The 15724-nt window shown below is 67.7% G+C and carries 10 protein-coding genes; 8 read left to right on the top strand and 2 right to left on the bottom strand.

The window, feature by feature from the left end; all coding sequences use genetic code 11:
- Positions 1-193 precede the first annotated feature (193 nt).
- The 7 genes from ASD14_RS00375 to ASD14_RS00405 all read left to right on the top strand — a co-directional run bounded on the left by ASD14_RS00375 (position 194) and on the right by ASD14_RS00405 (position 12190).
- Complete coding sequence (locus ASD14_RS00375) at positions 194-5653, top strand: HAMP domain-containing protein (protein ID WP_200946993.1); 5460 nt, start codon at positions 194-196, stop codon at positions 5651-5653.
- Positions 5638-7428 carry a response regulator gene (locus tag ASD14_RS00380; protein WP_235565264.1) on the top strand — a complete coding sequence of 597 codons (1791 nt, stop codon included), beginning with the start codon at positions 5638-5640 and terminating at the stop codon, positions 7426-7428. The genes ASD14_RS00375 and ASD14_RS00380 overlap by 16 nt, the downstream gene beginning before the upstream one ends.
- The gene (locus ASD14_RS00385) at positions 7425-8072 is read left to right on the top strand and encodes a histidine kinase dimerization/phospho-acceptor domain-containing protein (protein WP_056127350.1); all 648 of its coding nucleotides are present in this window, start codon (positions 7425-7427) and stop codon (positions 8070-8072) included. The genes ASD14_RS00380 and ASD14_RS00385 overlap by 4 nt, the downstream gene beginning before the upstream one ends.
- A gap of 92 nt (positions 8073-8164) precedes the next feature.
- The gene (locus ASD14_RS00390) at positions 8165-8794 is read left to right on the top strand and encodes a ParA family protein (RefSeq protein WP_056127353.1); all 630 of its coding nucleotides are present in this window, start codon (positions 8165-8167) and stop codon (positions 8792-8794) included.
- 183 nt (positions 8795-8977) lie between these two features.
- Positions 8978-9454, top strand: a complete 477-nt coding sequence (locus ASD14_RS00395) for a histidine phosphatase family protein (protein ID WP_056127356.1) — start codon at positions 8978-8980, stop codon at positions 9452-9454.
- A gap of 50 nt (positions 9455-9504) precedes the next feature.
- The gene (locus ASD14_RS00400; RefSeq protein ID WP_235565265.1) at positions 9505-10053 is read left to right on the top strand and encodes a YceI family protein; all 549 of its coding nucleotides are present in this window, start codon (positions 9505-9507) and stop codon (positions 10051-10053) included.
- Positions 10054-10186: 133 nt separating this feature from the next.
- Positions 10187-12190, top strand: a complete 2004-nt coding sequence (locus tag ASD14_RS00405; RefSeq protein WP_056127358.1) for a phospholipase D family protein — start codon at positions 10187-10189, stop codon at positions 12188-12190.
- Positions 12191-12389: 199 nt separating this feature from the next.
- On the opposite strand, the gene ASD14_RS00410 is transcribed toward ASD14_RS00405, so the two are convergent.
- A complete protein-coding gene (locus ASD14_RS00410; protein ID WP_056127360.1) occupies positions 12390-13721 on the bottom strand; it encodes a M20 family metallopeptidase in 1332 nt (443 codons plus the stop codon).
- 198 nt (positions 13722-13919) lie between these two features.
- Here ASD14_RS00410 and ASD14_RS00415 point away from each other — a divergent pair, with 198 nt between their 5' ends.
- Complete coding sequence (locus ASD14_RS00415; protein WP_162247653.1) at positions 13920-15320, top strand: APC family permease; 1401 nt, start codon at positions 13920-13922, stop codon at positions 15318-15320.
- Between the two features lie 6 nt (positions 15321-15326).
- On the opposite strand, the gene ASD14_RS00420 is transcribed toward ASD14_RS00415, so the two are convergent.
- Positions 15327-15704 (bottom strand): SgcJ/EcaC family oxidoreductase, encoded by a 378-nt coding sequence (locus ASD14_RS00420; protein WP_056127366.1) that lies wholly within the window; start codon positions 15702-15704, stop codon positions 15327-15329.
- Positions 15705-15724: the final 20 nt, after the last annotated feature.

The raw sequence follows: 15724 nt of genomic DNA on the forward strand, positions 1-15724 counted from the left end.
GCGTAAACCCGAATGATAGCGGCGCACCAACCTGTCCCGGGCTCCCGCGCGGACGCGAAAACTGCGATGTCCGATGTGAAAGCCGTCATCACATCGGCCGGACTAGTTTTTTCCGTTCCTTCTTTATTTCAATACCAGACCGGCTCGGCACGAGGCGCCGGTCGCCTCGCGATGAGCCAGACGGGGGGCTTACGTGGCAACGGAACTCAAACGGCGCGTCCGCTCGCGCGAGCGGCTCGTAGACGAAGACCCGTCGGAGTACATGCTGGCACTGCTCGCCGCGATGCAGGCGGTGGAAGCCGGCGACTTCTCGGTATCGCTGCCGGTGCACTGGCCCGGCGTCGAAGGCAAGGTGGCCGAGGCCTTCAACTCGATCGTCCAGCTCAACCGCCGCCTCGCCGAAGACCTGCAGCGCGTCGGCGTAAAAGTCGGCCGCGAAGGCCAGACCCGCCAGCGACTCACCGCCGCCAACCGCCAGGGCGCGTGGTCGGGCATGGAGCGCTCGGTCAACGACCTGATCGACGATCTCGTGCGTCCGGTCGAAACCATGACCGAGGCGATGGCCGGCGTGGCCAAGGGCGACCTCACCCGGACCGTGCCGTTGGAAGCCGATGGCCGTCCGCTGCAGGGCGAATTCCTGCGTTCGGCGTCGATCGTCAATCGCATGATCGAGCAGATGGGCGAGTTCTCGTCGGAAGTGACCCGCGTCGCGCTCGAAGTCGGTACCGCCGGCCGCCTCGGCGGCCAGGCGAAAGTAAAAGGTGTATCGGGCGTGTGGAAGGACCTCACCGACTCGGTGAACCAGATGGCGTCCAACCTCACCGGCCAGGTCCGCAACATTTCCGAAGTGACGATCGCCGTGGCCAACGGCGATCTCTCGCGCAAGATCACCGTGGACGTGCGTGGCGAGATCCTGCAGCTGAAGGAAGCCATCAACACGATGGTCGACCAGCTGCGCGGCTTCGCCTCGGAAGTGACGCGCGTGGCGCGCGAGGTGGGCACCGAAGGCAAGCTCGGTGGCCAGGCGATCGTGCCCGGCGTGGCGGGTACGTGGAAGGACCTGACCGACTCGGTCAACGCGATGGCGTCGAACCTCACCTCGCAGGTGCGCAACATCGCGGAGGTGACCACCGCCGTGGCGAAGGGCGACCTGTCGCGCAAGATCACCGTGGACGTGCGTGGAGAAATCCTCGAACTCAAGAACACCATCAACACGATGGTGGACCAGCTCAACGGCTTCGCCGCGGAAGTGACCCGCGTGGCGCGCGAAGTGGGTACGGAGGGAAAACTCGGCGGCCAGGCGCAGGTGCCCGACGTCGCCGGCACGTGGAAGGACCTGACCGACCACGTGAACTCGATGGCGTCGAACCTGACGTCGCAGGTGCGCAACATCGCCGAAGTCACCACGGCGGTAGCGAAGGGGGACCTCTCGCGCAAGATCACCGTGGACGTGCGCGGCGAGATCCTCGAGCTCAAGGACACCATCAACACGATGGTGGACCAGCTCAACGGCTTCGCCGCGGAAGTGACGCGCGTGGCCCGCGAAGTCGGTACCGAAGGCCGTCTGGGCGGCCAGGCGATCGTGCCGGGCATCGGCGGCACCTGGAAGGACCTGACCGATTCGGTCAACGCGATGGCGTCGAACCTGACCTCGCAGGTGCGCAACATCGCCGAGGTGACCACGGCCGTGGCGCGCGGCGACCTCTCGCGCAAGATCACCGTGGACGTGCGCGGAGAAATCCTCGAACTCAAGAACACCATCAACACGATGGTGGACCAGCTCAACGGTTTCGCCGCGGAAGTGACGCGCGTGGCGCGCGAAGTGGGCACGGAAGGAAAACTCGGCGGCCAGGCGCAGGTGCCCGGCGTCGCCGGCACGTGGAAGGACCTCACCGACAACGTCAACTCGATGGCGTCCAACCTCACCGCGCAGGTGCGCAACATCGCCGAAGTCACCACCGCGGTGGCGAAGGGCGACCTGTCGCGCAAGATCGCGGTGGACGTCAAGGGCGAGATCCTGCAGCTGAAGGAAACCATCAACACGATGGTGGACCAGCTCAACTCCTTCGCCGCGGAAGTGACGCGCGTGGCGCGCGAAGTCGGTACCGAAGGCAAGCTCGGCGGCCAGGCGCAAGTGCCCGGCGTCGCCGGCACGTGGAAGGACCTCACCGACAACGTCAACTCGATGGCGTCCAACCTCACCACGCAGGTGCGCAACATCGCCGAAGTGGCGACGTCGGTGGCGAAGGGCGACCTCTCGCGCAAGATCGCCGTGGATGCGGAAGGCGAGATCCTGCAGCTGAAGGAAACCCTCAACACGATGGTGGACCAGCTCAACGGTTTCGCCGCGGAAGTGACGCGCGTGGCGCGCGAAGTAGGTACCGAAGGCAAGCTCGGCGGCCAGGCGCAGGTGCCGGGCGTCGCCGGCACGTGGAAGGACCTCACCGACTCCGTGAACCAGATGGCGTCGAACCTGACGACGCAGGTGCGCGGCATCGCGAAGGTCGTGACCTCGGTCGCCAATGGCGACCTGCACAAGAAGCTGACCGTGGAAGCCAAGGGCGAAATCGCGGAACTGGCCGACACCATCAACGCGATGACCAACACGCTGGCGATCTTCGCCGACCAGGTGATCACGGTGGCGCGCGAAGTCGGCGTGGAAGGGCGCCTGGGTGGCCAGGCCTTCGTGCCGGGCACCGCGGGCATCTGGAAGGACCTGATCGCCAACGTGAACCAGCTCGCCGCCAACCTCACCAACCAGGTGCGTGCGATTGCGGAGGTTGCCACCGCGGTGACCCAGGGCGACCTCACGCGCTCGATCCAGGTCGACGTGCGCGGCGAAGTCGCCGACCTCAAGGACAACATCAACCTGATGATCGGCACCCTGCGCGCGACCACCGAGTCGAACCGCGAGCAGGACTGGCTGAAGACCAACCTCGCCAAGTTCAGCGGCATGATGCAGGGCCAGCGCGACCTGATCACGCTGGGCCACATGCTGTTGAGTGAGCTCGCGCCGCTGGTCAACGCGCAGCAGGGCGTGATGTACGTCGTCGACACAGAAGCCAGTGGCCGCACCGTGCTGCGCCAGCTCGCCGGCTACGCCGACAGTGGAGGCGAGGACGAGCGCACGCTGGAATTCGGCCAGGGCCTGATCGGCCAGTGCGCCGCGCAGGGCGAGATGATCCTGCTCGACAACACCTTGCTCAAGAGCGGGTCGGCCGGCTCGGTGCAGATTTCCTCGGGACTGTTCAGCGCGATCCCGCGCAACGTGATCGTGCTGCCGGTACTGTTCGAGGACCAGGTGAAGGCGGTGATCGAACTCGCCTCGCTCGGCGAATTCTCGCCCTCGCAACGCGCGTTCCTCGAACAGCTGTCGGGTTCGATCGGCATCGTGCTCAACACCATCGAAGCCTCGATGCGCACCGAGTCGCTGCTGTCGCAGTCGCAGCAGCTCGCCGCGGAACTGCAGTCGCAGCAGAAGGAACTGCAGCAGACCAACGAGGAAATCGCGCTCAAGGCGACGCTGCTCGCCGAGCAGAACCGCGAAGTCGAAAGCAAGAACCTGCAGATCGAGCACGCCCGCCGCGCGCTCGAGGACAAGGCGGCCGAACTCGCGCTCACCTCGCGCTACAAGTCCGAGTTCCTCGCCAACATGTCGCACGAACTGCGCACGCCGCTGAATTCGATCCTGATCCTCGGCCAGCAGCTGGCCGAGAATCCCGATACCAACCTCAGCCCGCGCCAGGTCGAGTTCGCCAAGACCATCCATGCGGCCGGCACCGACCTGCTGCACCTGATCAGCGACATCCTCGACCTGTCCAAGATCGAGTCGGGCACGGTCACCGTCGACAGCGAGGAGATCGCCTTCGACCACCTGCGCGAGAACATGCAGCGCAGCTTCCACCACGAAGCCGAACGACGGAGCCTCGACTTCAGCGTCGACCTCACGCCCGGCCTGGGCCACGCGCTCACCAGCGATCCCAAGCGCCTGCAGCAGATCCTCAAGAACCTGCTGTCGAACGCGCTCAAGTTCACCGAACACGGCAGCGTGCGCCTGCGCGTCGGTGCGGTGGCGGGTGGCTGGACGCCGGGCCACACGATCCTCGACAACGCGCCGACCGTGGTCGCGTTCGAAGTGCGCGACACCGGCATCGGCATCTCGCCGGAAAAACAGAAGATCGTGTTCGAAGCCTTCCAGCAGGCCGACGCAGGCACGTCGCGAAAATATGGCGGCACCGGCCTGGGCCTGGCGATCTCGCGCGAAATTGCCGGCCTGCTGGGCGGCGAACTCAAGCTCCACAGCGAAGTCGGCAAGGGCAGCGTGTTCACGCTGTATCTGCCGCTGCGTTATGCCGGCCCGGATGCGCCGCACGCCGCGCGCGCCGCCAGCAGCCTGCCGCCGGCACGTTCTAGCGAAAGCATCCTGCCGCTGCCGCCACCGGAACAGATCGAGGACGACCGGGACAATATCCGGCCTGGCGAGTCAGTGCTGCTGGTGGTCGAGGACGACCCACGTTACGCGGCGGTGATGCGCGACATGGCGCGTTCGCAGGGCTTCCGCGTGCTGGTCGCCAACCGCGGTGCGGATGCGTTGCGCCTCGTGCGTGACTACAAGCCGACCGCGATCTCGCTCGACATTTTCCTGCCGGACATGCTCGGCTGGACCGTGCTCGCGCGCCTGAAGCAGGATTCCTCGACGCGCCACATCCCGGTGCAGATCGTCACCGTCGAGGAAGAGCGCCACCAGAGCATCGAACGCGGCGCCTTCGCCTACCTCGCCAAGCCCGCCACGACCGAGTCGATCGCCGAAGCGCTGCAGCGGATCAAGGACTACACCCTGCCGCGGGTGAAGCGCCTGCTGGTCATCGAAGACGATGTCGGCGAGCGCATGAGCATCGAGGAGCTGATCCGCCACGACGACGTCGCCATCGACACCGCCGGCAGCGGCGCCGAGGCGCTGGAAGCGCTGCGCAGCGGCCAGTACGACTGCGCCGTGCTCGACCTGCGCCTGCCGGACATGAGCGGTTTCGAGCTGCTCGAGCGGATCAAGGAAAGCCCGCTGCTGCAGAACATGCCGATCGTCGTGTTCACCGGCAAGGAACTCACCGTCGACGAGAGCCAGCGCCTGAAGAAGGTCGCGCGCAGCATCGTCATCAAGGGCGTGGAATCGCCCGAGCGCCTGCTCGACGAGACCGCGCTGTTCCTGCACCGCGTGATCTCCGAACTGCCGCCGACCAAGCAGCAGATGGTGCAGCGCCTGCACGAATCCGACGACGCGATCCGATCGAAACGCGTCCTCGTGGTCGACGACGACGTGCGCAACATCTTCGCGCTGTCGAGCGTGCTGGAGCGCCACGGCATGGATGTCGTCACCGCCGGCACCGGCCAGGAAGCGATCGAGAAGGTCGCGACCGATCCGGATATCGACCTCGTGCTGATGGACATCATGATGCCGGGCATGGACGGCTACGACACGATGCGCGCGATCCGCGAGAGGCCTGAATCGCGTTCGCTGCCGATCGTCGCGCTGACCGCCAAGGCGATGAAGGGCGACCGCGAGAAATGCCTGGAAGCCGGCGCGTCCGACTACCTCGCCAAGCCCGTGGTCACCGACCAGCTGCTCGGGGTGTTGCGCCAATGGCTGCATCGCTGAGAGCCGCCGGGCGCATCGAGACCGCGATGACACCGCAGAAGCTCCGCGAGCCGGTGAACGTGCTGCTGGTCGACGACCAGCCCGGGCGCCTGCTGACGTATCGCGCGATCCTCGAACCGCTCGGCGACAACCTCGTCGATGCGGCTTCGGGCACCGAAGCCCTCAAGCGGCTGATGGAAACCGAGTTCGCGGTGATCCTGCTCGACGTCAACATGCCGGGCATGGATGGCTTCGAGACCGCGAGCCTGATCCACCAGCACCCGCGCTTCGAGAAGACGCCGATCATCTTCGTCACCGCGGTCAATGTCTCGGACCTCGATCGCCTGCGCGGCTACAAGCTCGGTGCGTTCGACTACGTGATGGTGCCGATCATCCCGGAGATCCTGCGCAGCAAGGTCGAAGTGCTCGCGGAGCTGCATCGCAAGCGGCGCGAAGTGGAAGTCGTCAACGCCGAACTCGCCGCCGCCAACCGCGCGCTGCAGACCGAGAAGGCGCGCGAACTGGAAGCCTTCAACGACACCCTGCGCGAAGCCAACGCCGCGCTCGCCACGCGCAACACCGCGCTGCAGATGGAAATCGCGCAACGCGCGCGCGCCGAGCAGCGCCTGCGCGAGGCCGACACGCGCAAGGACGAATTCCTCGCCACGCTCGCGCACGAGTTGCGCAATCCGCTGGCGCCGCTGCAGAACGCGCTGTCGATCCGGCGGCTTGCGCTTGCCGGCAGCAACGACGAACTGCAGGACCTGATGGAACGGCAGCTGTCGCTGCTGGTGCGGATGCTCGACGACCTGCTCGACGTCGCCCGCATCACCCGCGGCAAGATGCTGCTGCGGCGCGCCCCGACTGCATTGCGCGAGGTGCTGCGCAATGCGGTCGACACCGCGCAGCCGTTGTTCAACCAGTGGGGGCACGAACTCGTGCTCGAGCTGCCCGGGCAGGACGTCATGCTTGACGCCGACCCGGTGCGGCTGGCGCAGGTCTTCGCCAACCTGCTCAACAACGCGGCGAAATATTCCGAACCCGGCCGGCGCATCGAACTGCGCGCCGAGCTGCGGCGCGAGCCGGCGCTGCCGGCGCCGCTGCAGGTCGCCGTCCAGGTGGTCGACCAGGGCATCGGCCTGGACGCGGGGCACCTGGAAACCGTATTCGACCTGTTCCGCCAGATCGACAACCGCGTGGAGCGCGCGCACGGCGGCCTCGGCATCGGCCTGACCCTGGTGCAGCGCCTCACCCAGTTGCACGGCGGCCATGTCAGCGTGCACAGCGACGGACCGGGGCAGGGCTGCACGTTCACCGTGCTGCTGCCGTGCAGCGAGCGCGTGGCGGCGCTGCCGCCCAAGCCGGCGCCGGGCCTATCCACGGGTGTACCGGAAACAGCGGCCCAGCCGCTGCGCGTGCTGGTCGTCGACGACAACCGCGACGCCGCCGACACGCTGGCGACGATGGTCCGGCTGCTCGGCCACGATGCCGAAGCGCTGTACGACCCGCAGGTGGTCGAAGCCGCGGTCGCACGGATGACGCCCGACCTGATCTTCCTCGACCTGGGCATGCCGGGCCGCAGCGGTTTCGATGTCGCCCGCAGCCTGCGTGCGCACCCGCAAGGCCGCGACGTGCGGCTGGTCGCGGTCACGGGCTGGGGCCAAGCGGAAGACCGTAGACGCTCCCTTGATGCGGGTTTCGATCAACATCTGGTGAAGCCCCCGGATCTGGATACGGTGAAGCAGCTGTGCACCAGTCAGCAGGGCCGCCCCGATCGCCAGGCGGAAGTCGAATGACCCATCCGGAATGGTTCCAGCGCGTTGCCCATGACCTGCGAGACCCGTTGTCGCCCCTGCAGACGGCGGTCTACCTGCTGCGCAGCGCCGACATCACCGAGGAGGAGCGCGGCCGCATGCTCGAACTGATCGAGCGCCAGGGCGTGCGCCTGGCCGGGATGATCGACGAGCTGTCCGACTGCCTGCGCGCCGAGCGCGGCCGCCTGCTCGGCCGACGCATCCAGGTCGACCTGAGCATGCTGGCCGCGCTCGGCGTGGCCAGGGCCGACGCGGCGCCGCTGCGGTTCGAAGACGATGGCACCAGCCTGCACGTGCTCGGCGACGACAGCCGCCTGCTGCAGCTGCTGCGGATCCTGCGCGAGCTGCGCCTCTCGCCGGAAGAGGTACTGCCGGCGCCCCTCTTCCTCGAACGCGAAGGCCACCACGCGCGCCTGCATCGCCGCCTGGCCTGCCTGCCGGACTTCCTCGAAGACCCCACGCGCCTGCTCGAGGGTCCCCTGCCGGTGGCGCTGGGCAACCACGGGCTCGGCCTGCAGTTGCCGCTGGCCGCGGCCATCGCCCGCGGGCACGACGGCCATATGCGCGCGGAAGTCGAGCCGGACGGCCGCGTCGCGCTGATCGCCGAACTGCCCCTGATGGCCTGAATGACCATTCCCGCGGGGCGCGCCAGCCGGGGGTCGCCGCTCTCGCGCCGCCGTTGTACGCTGCGGACTCGTTGCGCCAATGAGGGGGTTTGATGAAGACCGTTCTGGTGGCCAGTTCCAAGGGGGGCGCGGGCAAGACCACGATCGCGACCCATCTCGCCGCGCAATCGGCAATCGATGGCCTGCGTACGGCGCTCGTCGATGCCGATCCGCAGGCGTCCTCCACCCGTTGGGCGCAGAAGCGCGCCGGCCTCGACAGCGCGGTTCTCGCGATCGACGGCACCCGCCGCAAGGCCTGGCGCAAGCAGGTGCCCGACGATACCCAGCGGGTCATCGTCGACGGGGCTGCGGGCGCCATGGCGGAGGAACTCGATCCGTTCCTGGAAACCGTCGATGCGGTGGTCGTCCCGATCGTGCCTTCGACCTTCGACATCGAAGCCACGGTGCCCTTCCTCGACTCCCTCGCCAGGCACCCGCGCGTGCGCAAGGGCACGCTGCGCGTCGGGCTGGTCGGCAACAAGCTCAAGCCGTGGACCAACGTCTCGCAGCAGGCGCTCGACCTGCTGAAGCAATGGCCGTACCCGCTGATCGCGCAGCTGCGCGACAGCCAGGGCTACGTCGTCACCACCGCGCTCGGCAAGAGCCTGTTCGACTACCACTCGGCGCAGGTGCGCGAGCACCAGTCGGACTGGCAGCCGCTGCTGCGGTGGTTGAAGAAGTAAGGATGAAGGCGGAAACGGAACGCGCAGCCGGCGGGCCGCATCGCCGCCGCGCGACGCTTCGTTCCTGCCGTCCGGTCCTCCTGCCCGCACGCCGCGTGGCATCGTCGCAATCACACGCCCGGGATGATGGGGACGCTGCGTTCCCATTCCCGCTTCTCTTTCCCCGATCCCGGCCCTGAATCCATGCGCGAACTGATCCTGCTCCGCCACGCCCACGCCGAACCTGCCGCACCCGGCCAGGCCGACCTCGACCGGCCGCTGTCCGCGGAAGGCCTCGCCGAAGCGGAGGCCGCTGGCCGCTGGCTCGCGGAGCAACGGCTGGTGCCCGACTGCGTGCTCTGCTCGCCGTCGCGGCGCTCACGCGAAACGCTGGAAGCCGTTCTCGGCGCGATCGGCTACGTCGACCAGCGCATCGAACCCTCGATCTACGACGCCACGCCGGGCACGCTGATTTCGCTCGCCGATGCGCATGCGCAGTCCACGCGCCTGCTGATGGTCGGCCACAACCCCGGCTTCGAGCAGCTCGCCGCGCTGCTGCACAGCGGCCAGTCCGGCGACTACCGCGGCATGCCGCCCGGCGGCATCGCCGTGCTCACGCTGCCCGCGGGCGCCGCGCTGGAACCCGGCGCCGCGCAGCTCAGCGCCTTCTGGTGGCCGTGACCGCACCCACGCGGACCCGGATCGTCTTGCAAGGGAATGCGCTGCGGCGCTTGCTGCACGCCGCGCTCGCATTCGCCTGCCTGCTGCCGGCGTGGGCCACGGCACAGGCACTGGATCCCGCGCGCAGCCGCATCGAATTCGAACTGGAAACGCGCTGGGGCCAGACCATCACCGGCCACTTCCCGCGCTACGACGGCGAAGTGGTGGTGTTGCCCGACGGCCGCCACGAAGTGCGCATCCGCCTGGCGACGACGTCGGTGGAAGTCGAAGGCTCGCGCCGCTACACGCGGTTCGCGCGCGGCGAACGCTTCCTCGATGCCGAACATCATCCGTGGGTCGAATTCCGCTCCGACCCGTATGCAGGCGAACTGGTGCGCAGCGGCGGGCCGCTGTACGGCACCCTGAGCATGCACGGCGTCAGCCGACGCGAAGCCTTCATGCTGGAACCGAGCGACTGCGCGCGTCCGGCGCGCGATTGCGACGTGGTCGCGCAGGGTCGTGTATTGCGCACGAACTACGGTGTCGAAAGCTGGCGCTGGGCGCTGACCGACGACGTGAATTTCCGTCTGCGCGTGCGGCTGCAGGCTCCGGCGCCGTAAGGTGCAGGATATGGCAAGTGCACCAGGGATTCGTCGCGCAACCGCAAGCCGCACGCCTGTTTTCCCCGCGCACGGCGGTGCGGTGGGCCGTGCCGCAGCCTGATGGCCTGGCGGCGCCCTACAATCGCCGGCCATGACCCTGTCGTCCCGCTTCGTCCTTGCCCTGTGCGCGCTTGCGTTGAGTGCGTGCGCGAGCCTGTCGCCGGCGCAGCGCGAACAGAGTGCGCGGATCGTCAGCGCGGCGCGGCCCACCACGGTCGAATGCACGGCAATCGACAAATGCGCGCAGCCTTCGCCCCTGCGCGATCTCGCCGCGCGCGCGCTGGCCGAATCCACGCCGGAACAGCCGCGCCACTACGCGGTGATCATCGATCGTGGCCCGGACGCGATGCTCGCGCGCATCAACCTGATCCGCGCCGCGACCACGCGCATCGACCTGCAGACCTACATCTTCGACGAGGACGATGCCGGGCAGCTGGTGCTGGACGAACTCCTTGCCGCCGCGCGCCGCGGCGTCCAGGTACGCCTGCTGCTCGACCAGCTCTCGGCGCTGCGACGCGTGGAAACACTGGCCGCGCTCGCTGGCGCGCACGCCAACTTCGAAGTGCGCATCTACAACCCGGTGCTGCACCGTGCGCGCATCAACTATCCGCAGTACGCCGTCGCCGCCGCGTGCTGCTGGAAGCGGCTCAACCAGCGCATGCATTCCAAGATGCTGCTGGTCGACAGCGCGATCGGCATCACCGGCGGGCGCAACTACCAGGACGACTATTACGACTGGGACGACGAGTTCAACTTCCGTGACCGCGACCTGCTCGTCGCCGGCCCGGTCGCCGCGACGATGGACGCCGCGTTCGTCACCTTCTGGAACGATCGCCGCAGCGTGCCCGTGGAAAATCTGCGCGACGTGCACAAGCTGCTCGTCGACAGCGGCGTGCCTTCGCTGAAGCCGCCAACGTTCGAGCGGCCGCAGCGCGCGGAAACAATGCGTCGTGACGCGGTTGATCCGGAGATCGTGCAGCAGCGCCTGGTGGCAAGCGCGATCGCGGTGGGCGACGTGCATTACGTGTCCGATACGCCGGTGAAGCAGCGCCGCGCCGGCCGCGAACGCGACTGGACATCGGACAGACTGCGCCAGCTGATCGAAACGGCGCAGGGCGAAGTGATGCTGCAGACGCCTTATCTGGTGATGTCGAGGCCGGCACAGGCGATGTTCCGGCGCATGCACGCGCGCAAGCCACGCCCGCGGGTGATCGTGTCGACCAATTCGCTCGCATCCACCGACGCGTTCATCGCCTATGCGCTGTCGTACAAGTACAAGCGCCGCTACCTGCGCGAATTCGGCTTCGACATCTACGAATACAAGCCGTTCCCGCTGGACGCGCCGATCGACATCGCCGCGACCGGTGCGGAGCTGCCGGACCTGCTCGACAGCGAGCAGGGGCCGAGCGAAGCGCTGCCGCGTCCGGGTCCCGGCTCGGGGTCGGGCGCCGACGGTGCGCGGAGTGCTGCCGAGGTCCGCAAGGATCGACAGGCGCAGCGCCGCCGTTACCGCGAGCCGGGCAGTGTCGTTTATCGCTACCAGCCGCCGCTATCGCGTGAATACGCCGCCAAGCGCTACGGCCGCCGCCGCGCGAACGAACCGGTGCCGCTCGCGCGCGCGGGCGTGCGCATCGGCCTGCATGCGAAGTCGGTGGTGATCGACGAACGCATCGGCGTGATCGGCACGCACAACTTCGATCCGCGCGGCGACACCTACAACACCGAGAGCGCGGTGGTGATCGAGGACCCGGGCTTCGCCCGCGCACTGGCCGACAGCATCCGCCGCGACATCCAGCCTGAGAACGCGTGGGTGATCGCACCGCGCGACAAGCCGCCGCTGTTTTCGGGGCTCGAATATTCCATCGGCAAGATGTCCGAGCGGCTGCCGATCTTCGACCTGTGGCCGATGCGTTACGCCACCAGTTACGAATTCATGCCCGGCCCGGCATGCCCGCAACCGCTGCCGCGCAATCATCCTGGCTTCCGCGCGTGTTACCGGCCGGTCGGTGATTTCCCGGAAGTGAACGTCGGCCTGAAGTCGCTCACGACGCGTGTGTTCACCGCGTTTGGTGCCGGACTCGCGCCGATCCTGTAATCACAAGCCATTCTCCCTCGCCCCGCTTGCGGGGCGAGGGACAGCGTTGCGATAGCAACGCAGGGTGAGGGGCCGTTGCGAGAAGCAAAACAACTCGCTCGCCTCCCCTCACACCCCAAGAGTGCTTCCTGCGGGCGTCCGTCCTTCGGGCACCTTCTCCCCGCATGCGGGAGAAGCGAAGCGCCACGTCAGGCGCGCCTTATTGCGCCCCGCCATGCAGGTAATCCAGCGTCACCTGCAGCATCGCGCGCAGGCCGAGATCGAGCGCCGATTCGTCCATGTTGAACTGCGGCGAATGATTGCTCGGCGCCGTCGCCGGATCGATGCCTTTCGCCGTCGCGCCCACGAAGAAATACATCGACGGCACTTCCCTCGCGAAGTACGCATAGTCTTCCGCGCCCATCTGCAGCGGCGGTTCGACCACGTTGTCCTTGCCCGCGACCGCTTCCAGGCTCGGGAGCATGCGCGCGGTCAATTCCGGATTGTTGACCGTGACCGGATTGCCCGGCGCATCGGGTATGCGCGCTTCGGCGGTTGCGCCGTGCGCGGCGCTGACGTGCTCGGCGACGTTCTTCAGGTCGGCGAAGATCTTCTCGCGCATGCCGGGATCGAACGTGCGGATCGTGCCGCTCATCTCGACGTCGTCGGGAATGATGTTGAAGCGGATGCCGCCGTGCACGGTGCCGAAGGTGACGACCGCCGGCAGCTTCGCCAGGTCGGTGCGACGCGAAACGATCGTCTGGGCGGTGCCGATCACGTCGGCCGCGGCGACGACCGGGTCGATGCCGCCCCACGGCCGCGAGCCGTGCGTCTGTCGTCCCTTCACCTTGATGGTGAAGCGGTCCGAGGCCGCCATCAGCGGTCCCTGGCGCACGCCGATCTGCCCGGCCTGCAGCGTCGAGAACACATGCAGGCCGAAGATAGCGTCCGGTTTGAACGTCTTGAAAACGCCTTCCTCGAGCATCATTGGCGCGCCACCTTTTTCGCCCGGAGGCACGCCTTCTTCCGCCGGCTGGAACACCAGCATCACCGAGCCCCGAAGCTCCTTGCGCATCGCCACCAGTGCATCGGCGACGCCGAGCAGGATGCTGGTGTGCCCATCATGGCCGCACGCGTGCATCACGCCGGTGGCCTGGCCGTTGAAGGTCGCCGTCACCTTCGATGCGAACGGCAATCCGGTCTGCTCGGTGACGGGCAACGCATCCATGTCGGCGCGCAACGCGACTTTCGGGCCCGACTTGCCGCCCTCGATGATCGCCAACACGCCGTGGTGGGCGACGCCGGTCTGCGGTTTCAGGCCGAGCGAACGCAGGTGTCCGGCGACTTTCGCCGCAGTGCGTTCCTCGCGATTGGACAGCTCCGGGTTCTGGTGGAAGTCGCGGCGCCAGGCGATCAGCCTCGCCTGCTCGGCTTTCGCCGCGGCGGCGACTTCGGGGCGCTGCGCGGACTGCGCGAGGACACCGAATGCGCACAACGACCAACACGCACCGAAAACCAGCACACGGGAAAGGGGAAGGGCCGCACGACGCATGGAGAACTCCGGCACGGAAAGCGCCGATGCTAACCGCAAAGCCGCGCCGCTCCTGTGCCGCGCATGGCGGCGCATGTTGAGAAGCGTCTCTGCGACGACGTGGTCAATGGGGTGCGGCAAGCAATGCCTGCGCGCTTCACGCGAGCCGCTCGCGGTGACGCGACACAAATGACGGTGCCGCCGCGCCGGAACAAGCATATGTCCGCCCGTACTTGGAGCGGCGCCTTCCGCATGCGACCCTGCGCCGACTCCGCCAGGCTGCCGCCGATGAACGACTCCAGGCCACTGCTCCACGGCGCTCCCCTGCGCGGCGACGCGGCACTGCTGCGCGCGGTGGGCTCCTTCGCGCTCACCGCCGCGGTGATCAACATCATCGTCGGTGGCGGCATCTTCCGCATGCCTTCCGCCCTGGCGGCGCAGATGGGGGCCGCGGCGCCGCTGGCACTGGTCGCCGGCGCGTTCGCGATCATTCCGATCGCGCTTTGCTTCGCCGCGGTGGGCAGCCGCGTGCAGGTGACCGGCGGGCCGTACAGCTATCTCGGTGCGACGTTCGGACCCTTCGCGGGCTTCATCGGCGGTGCGTTGCTGTGGATCAGCAACTTCACCTCGAGTGCCGGCGTCGCCGCGGCGCTGTCGGTGCAGGTCGCGAACCTCGTGCCCGCGTTTGCGCCGCCGTTGCCGCGTGCGTTGCTGCTGACGTTGGTGTACGCGGCGCTGTTCGCGCTGAACGCGTTCGGCGTGAAGCTCGGCGCGCGCGCGATCACCACGCTGGCCGCGTTGAAGCTGACGCCGCTGTTCCTGCTCGCGGCGATCGGCGTGTTCTTCGTCGACTGGAGCCAGGTGAGTTTCGCGATCGGCGACGTGCCCTCATGGGGCGCGCTGGGCGCGTCGATGGTGCTGGTGATGTTCGCGTATTCGGGCATGGAAACCGCGCTGGTGCCCTCCGGCGAACTCAACGATCCCGCGCGCGACGTGCCGCGCGCGACGATGGTGGCGATCCTGCTCGTGGTGCTGCTCTATATCGGTCTGCAGGTCGTTGGCCAGGGCCTGCTCGACGCGGAACTGGCGAAGAGTGGCGTACCCGTCGCCGACACCGCGGCCGCATTGTGGGGACCGGGCCGCGTACTGCTGCTCGTTACTGCGTGCATCTCGATGGCCGGCTTCCTGATGGGCAATCTCTTCGGCACCGCGCGTCTGGTGTTCGCGCTTGGTCGCGACGGTTATCTGCCCAGTATCTTCGGTACCGTCAGTGCGACACACCGCGTGCCGCTGTGGGCACTGGCCGCGCATGCGGTGCTGGCGTGGAGCCTTGCGATTGCCGGCAACTTCGATGCGCTGGCGCTGATTTCCGGTGGTGCGATCTGCCTGGTGTACGGACTGGTGAGCCTCGCCGCGTGGCGCGCGCAATCGTTGGACCTGCGCGAACGCGGCGACCGGCCGTTCGTGTTGCCGGGCGGCTTCACCGTGCCGCTGCTCGCGATTGCCGCGATGACCGCGATCCTCACCACGCTCACCGGCAAGGAATGGCGCGCGATAGGTATCGCGCTCGCGGTGCTGGTGGTCGTCTACTCGCTGCTCAAGTTGCGTCGTCGCCCCTGAGTCGCGTCATGCTGGCCCGACGAGGTTGGCGTCGCGGGCCAGCTTCCAGCGGCCGTTATCGCGGCGCAGGACGGTAAGCGCATAGCCCGCGCGGACCATGGTCTCGCCAGCGGGTGGCGTCACCCGCACGGTCAGGTGTGAACGCATGAACGCCCAGTCGCCGCTGACCTGGATTTCCTCGATGTCGCTCTCGCCGTCGATGTGCAGCGCGGACTGCGCCTGCGCGGTTTCGGCGAATTGCGCCTTGCCGAACGGCGCCTGGCCGGGCACGAGAAACACGGCGTCATCGGTCATGAGATCGAGCACCGCCTGCACATCGCCGGCCTTCGTCGCGGCCATCCAGGTGGCGACCAGCTCGCGGATCTCGGCTTCGTCATTGCGCATCGTTCGACTCCGATGAAGGA

Source organism: Lysobacter sp. Root494, from assembly GCF_001427225.1.
Taxonomy (GTDB): domain Bacteria; phylum Pseudomonadota; class Gammaproteobacteria; order Xanthomonadales; family Xanthomonadaceae; genus Agrilutibacter.

Excerpts from the sequence above, each read along its gene's own strand:
- ASD14_RS00380 (WP_235565264.1), top strand. The coding sequence starts at position 5,638 with ATGGCTGCATCGCTGAGAGCCGCCGGGCGCATCGAGACCGCGATGACA.
- ASD14_RS00385 (WP_056127350.1), top strand. The coding sequence starts at position 7,425 with ATGACCCATCCGGAATGGTTCCAGCGCGTTGCCCATGACCTGCGAGAC.
- ASD14_RS00390 (WP_056127353.1), top strand. The coding sequence starts at position 8,165 with ATGAAGACCGTTCTGGTGGCCAGTTCCAAGGGGGGCGCGGGCAAGACC.
- ASD14_RS00395 (WP_056127356.1), top strand. The coding sequence starts at position 8,978 with ATGCGCGAACTGATCCTGCTCCGCCACGCCCACGCCGAACCTGCCGCA.
- ASD14_RS00405 (WP_056127358.1), top strand. The coding sequence starts at position 10,187 with ATGACCCTGTCGTCCCGCTTCGTCCTTGCCCTGTGCGCGCTTGCGTTG.
- ASD14_RS00410 (WP_056127360.1), bottom strand. The coding sequence starts at position 13,721 with ATGCGTCGTGCGGCCCTTCCCCTTTCCCGTGTGCTGGTTTTCGGTGCG.
- ASD14_RS00415 (WP_162247653.1), top strand. The coding sequence starts at position 13,920 with ATGTCCGCCCGTACTTGGAGCGGCGCCTTCCGCATGCGACCCTGCGCC.
- ASD14_RS00420 (WP_056127366.1), bottom strand. The coding sequence starts at position 15,704 with ATGCGCAATGACGAAGCCGAGATCCGCGAGCTGGTCGCCACCTGGATG.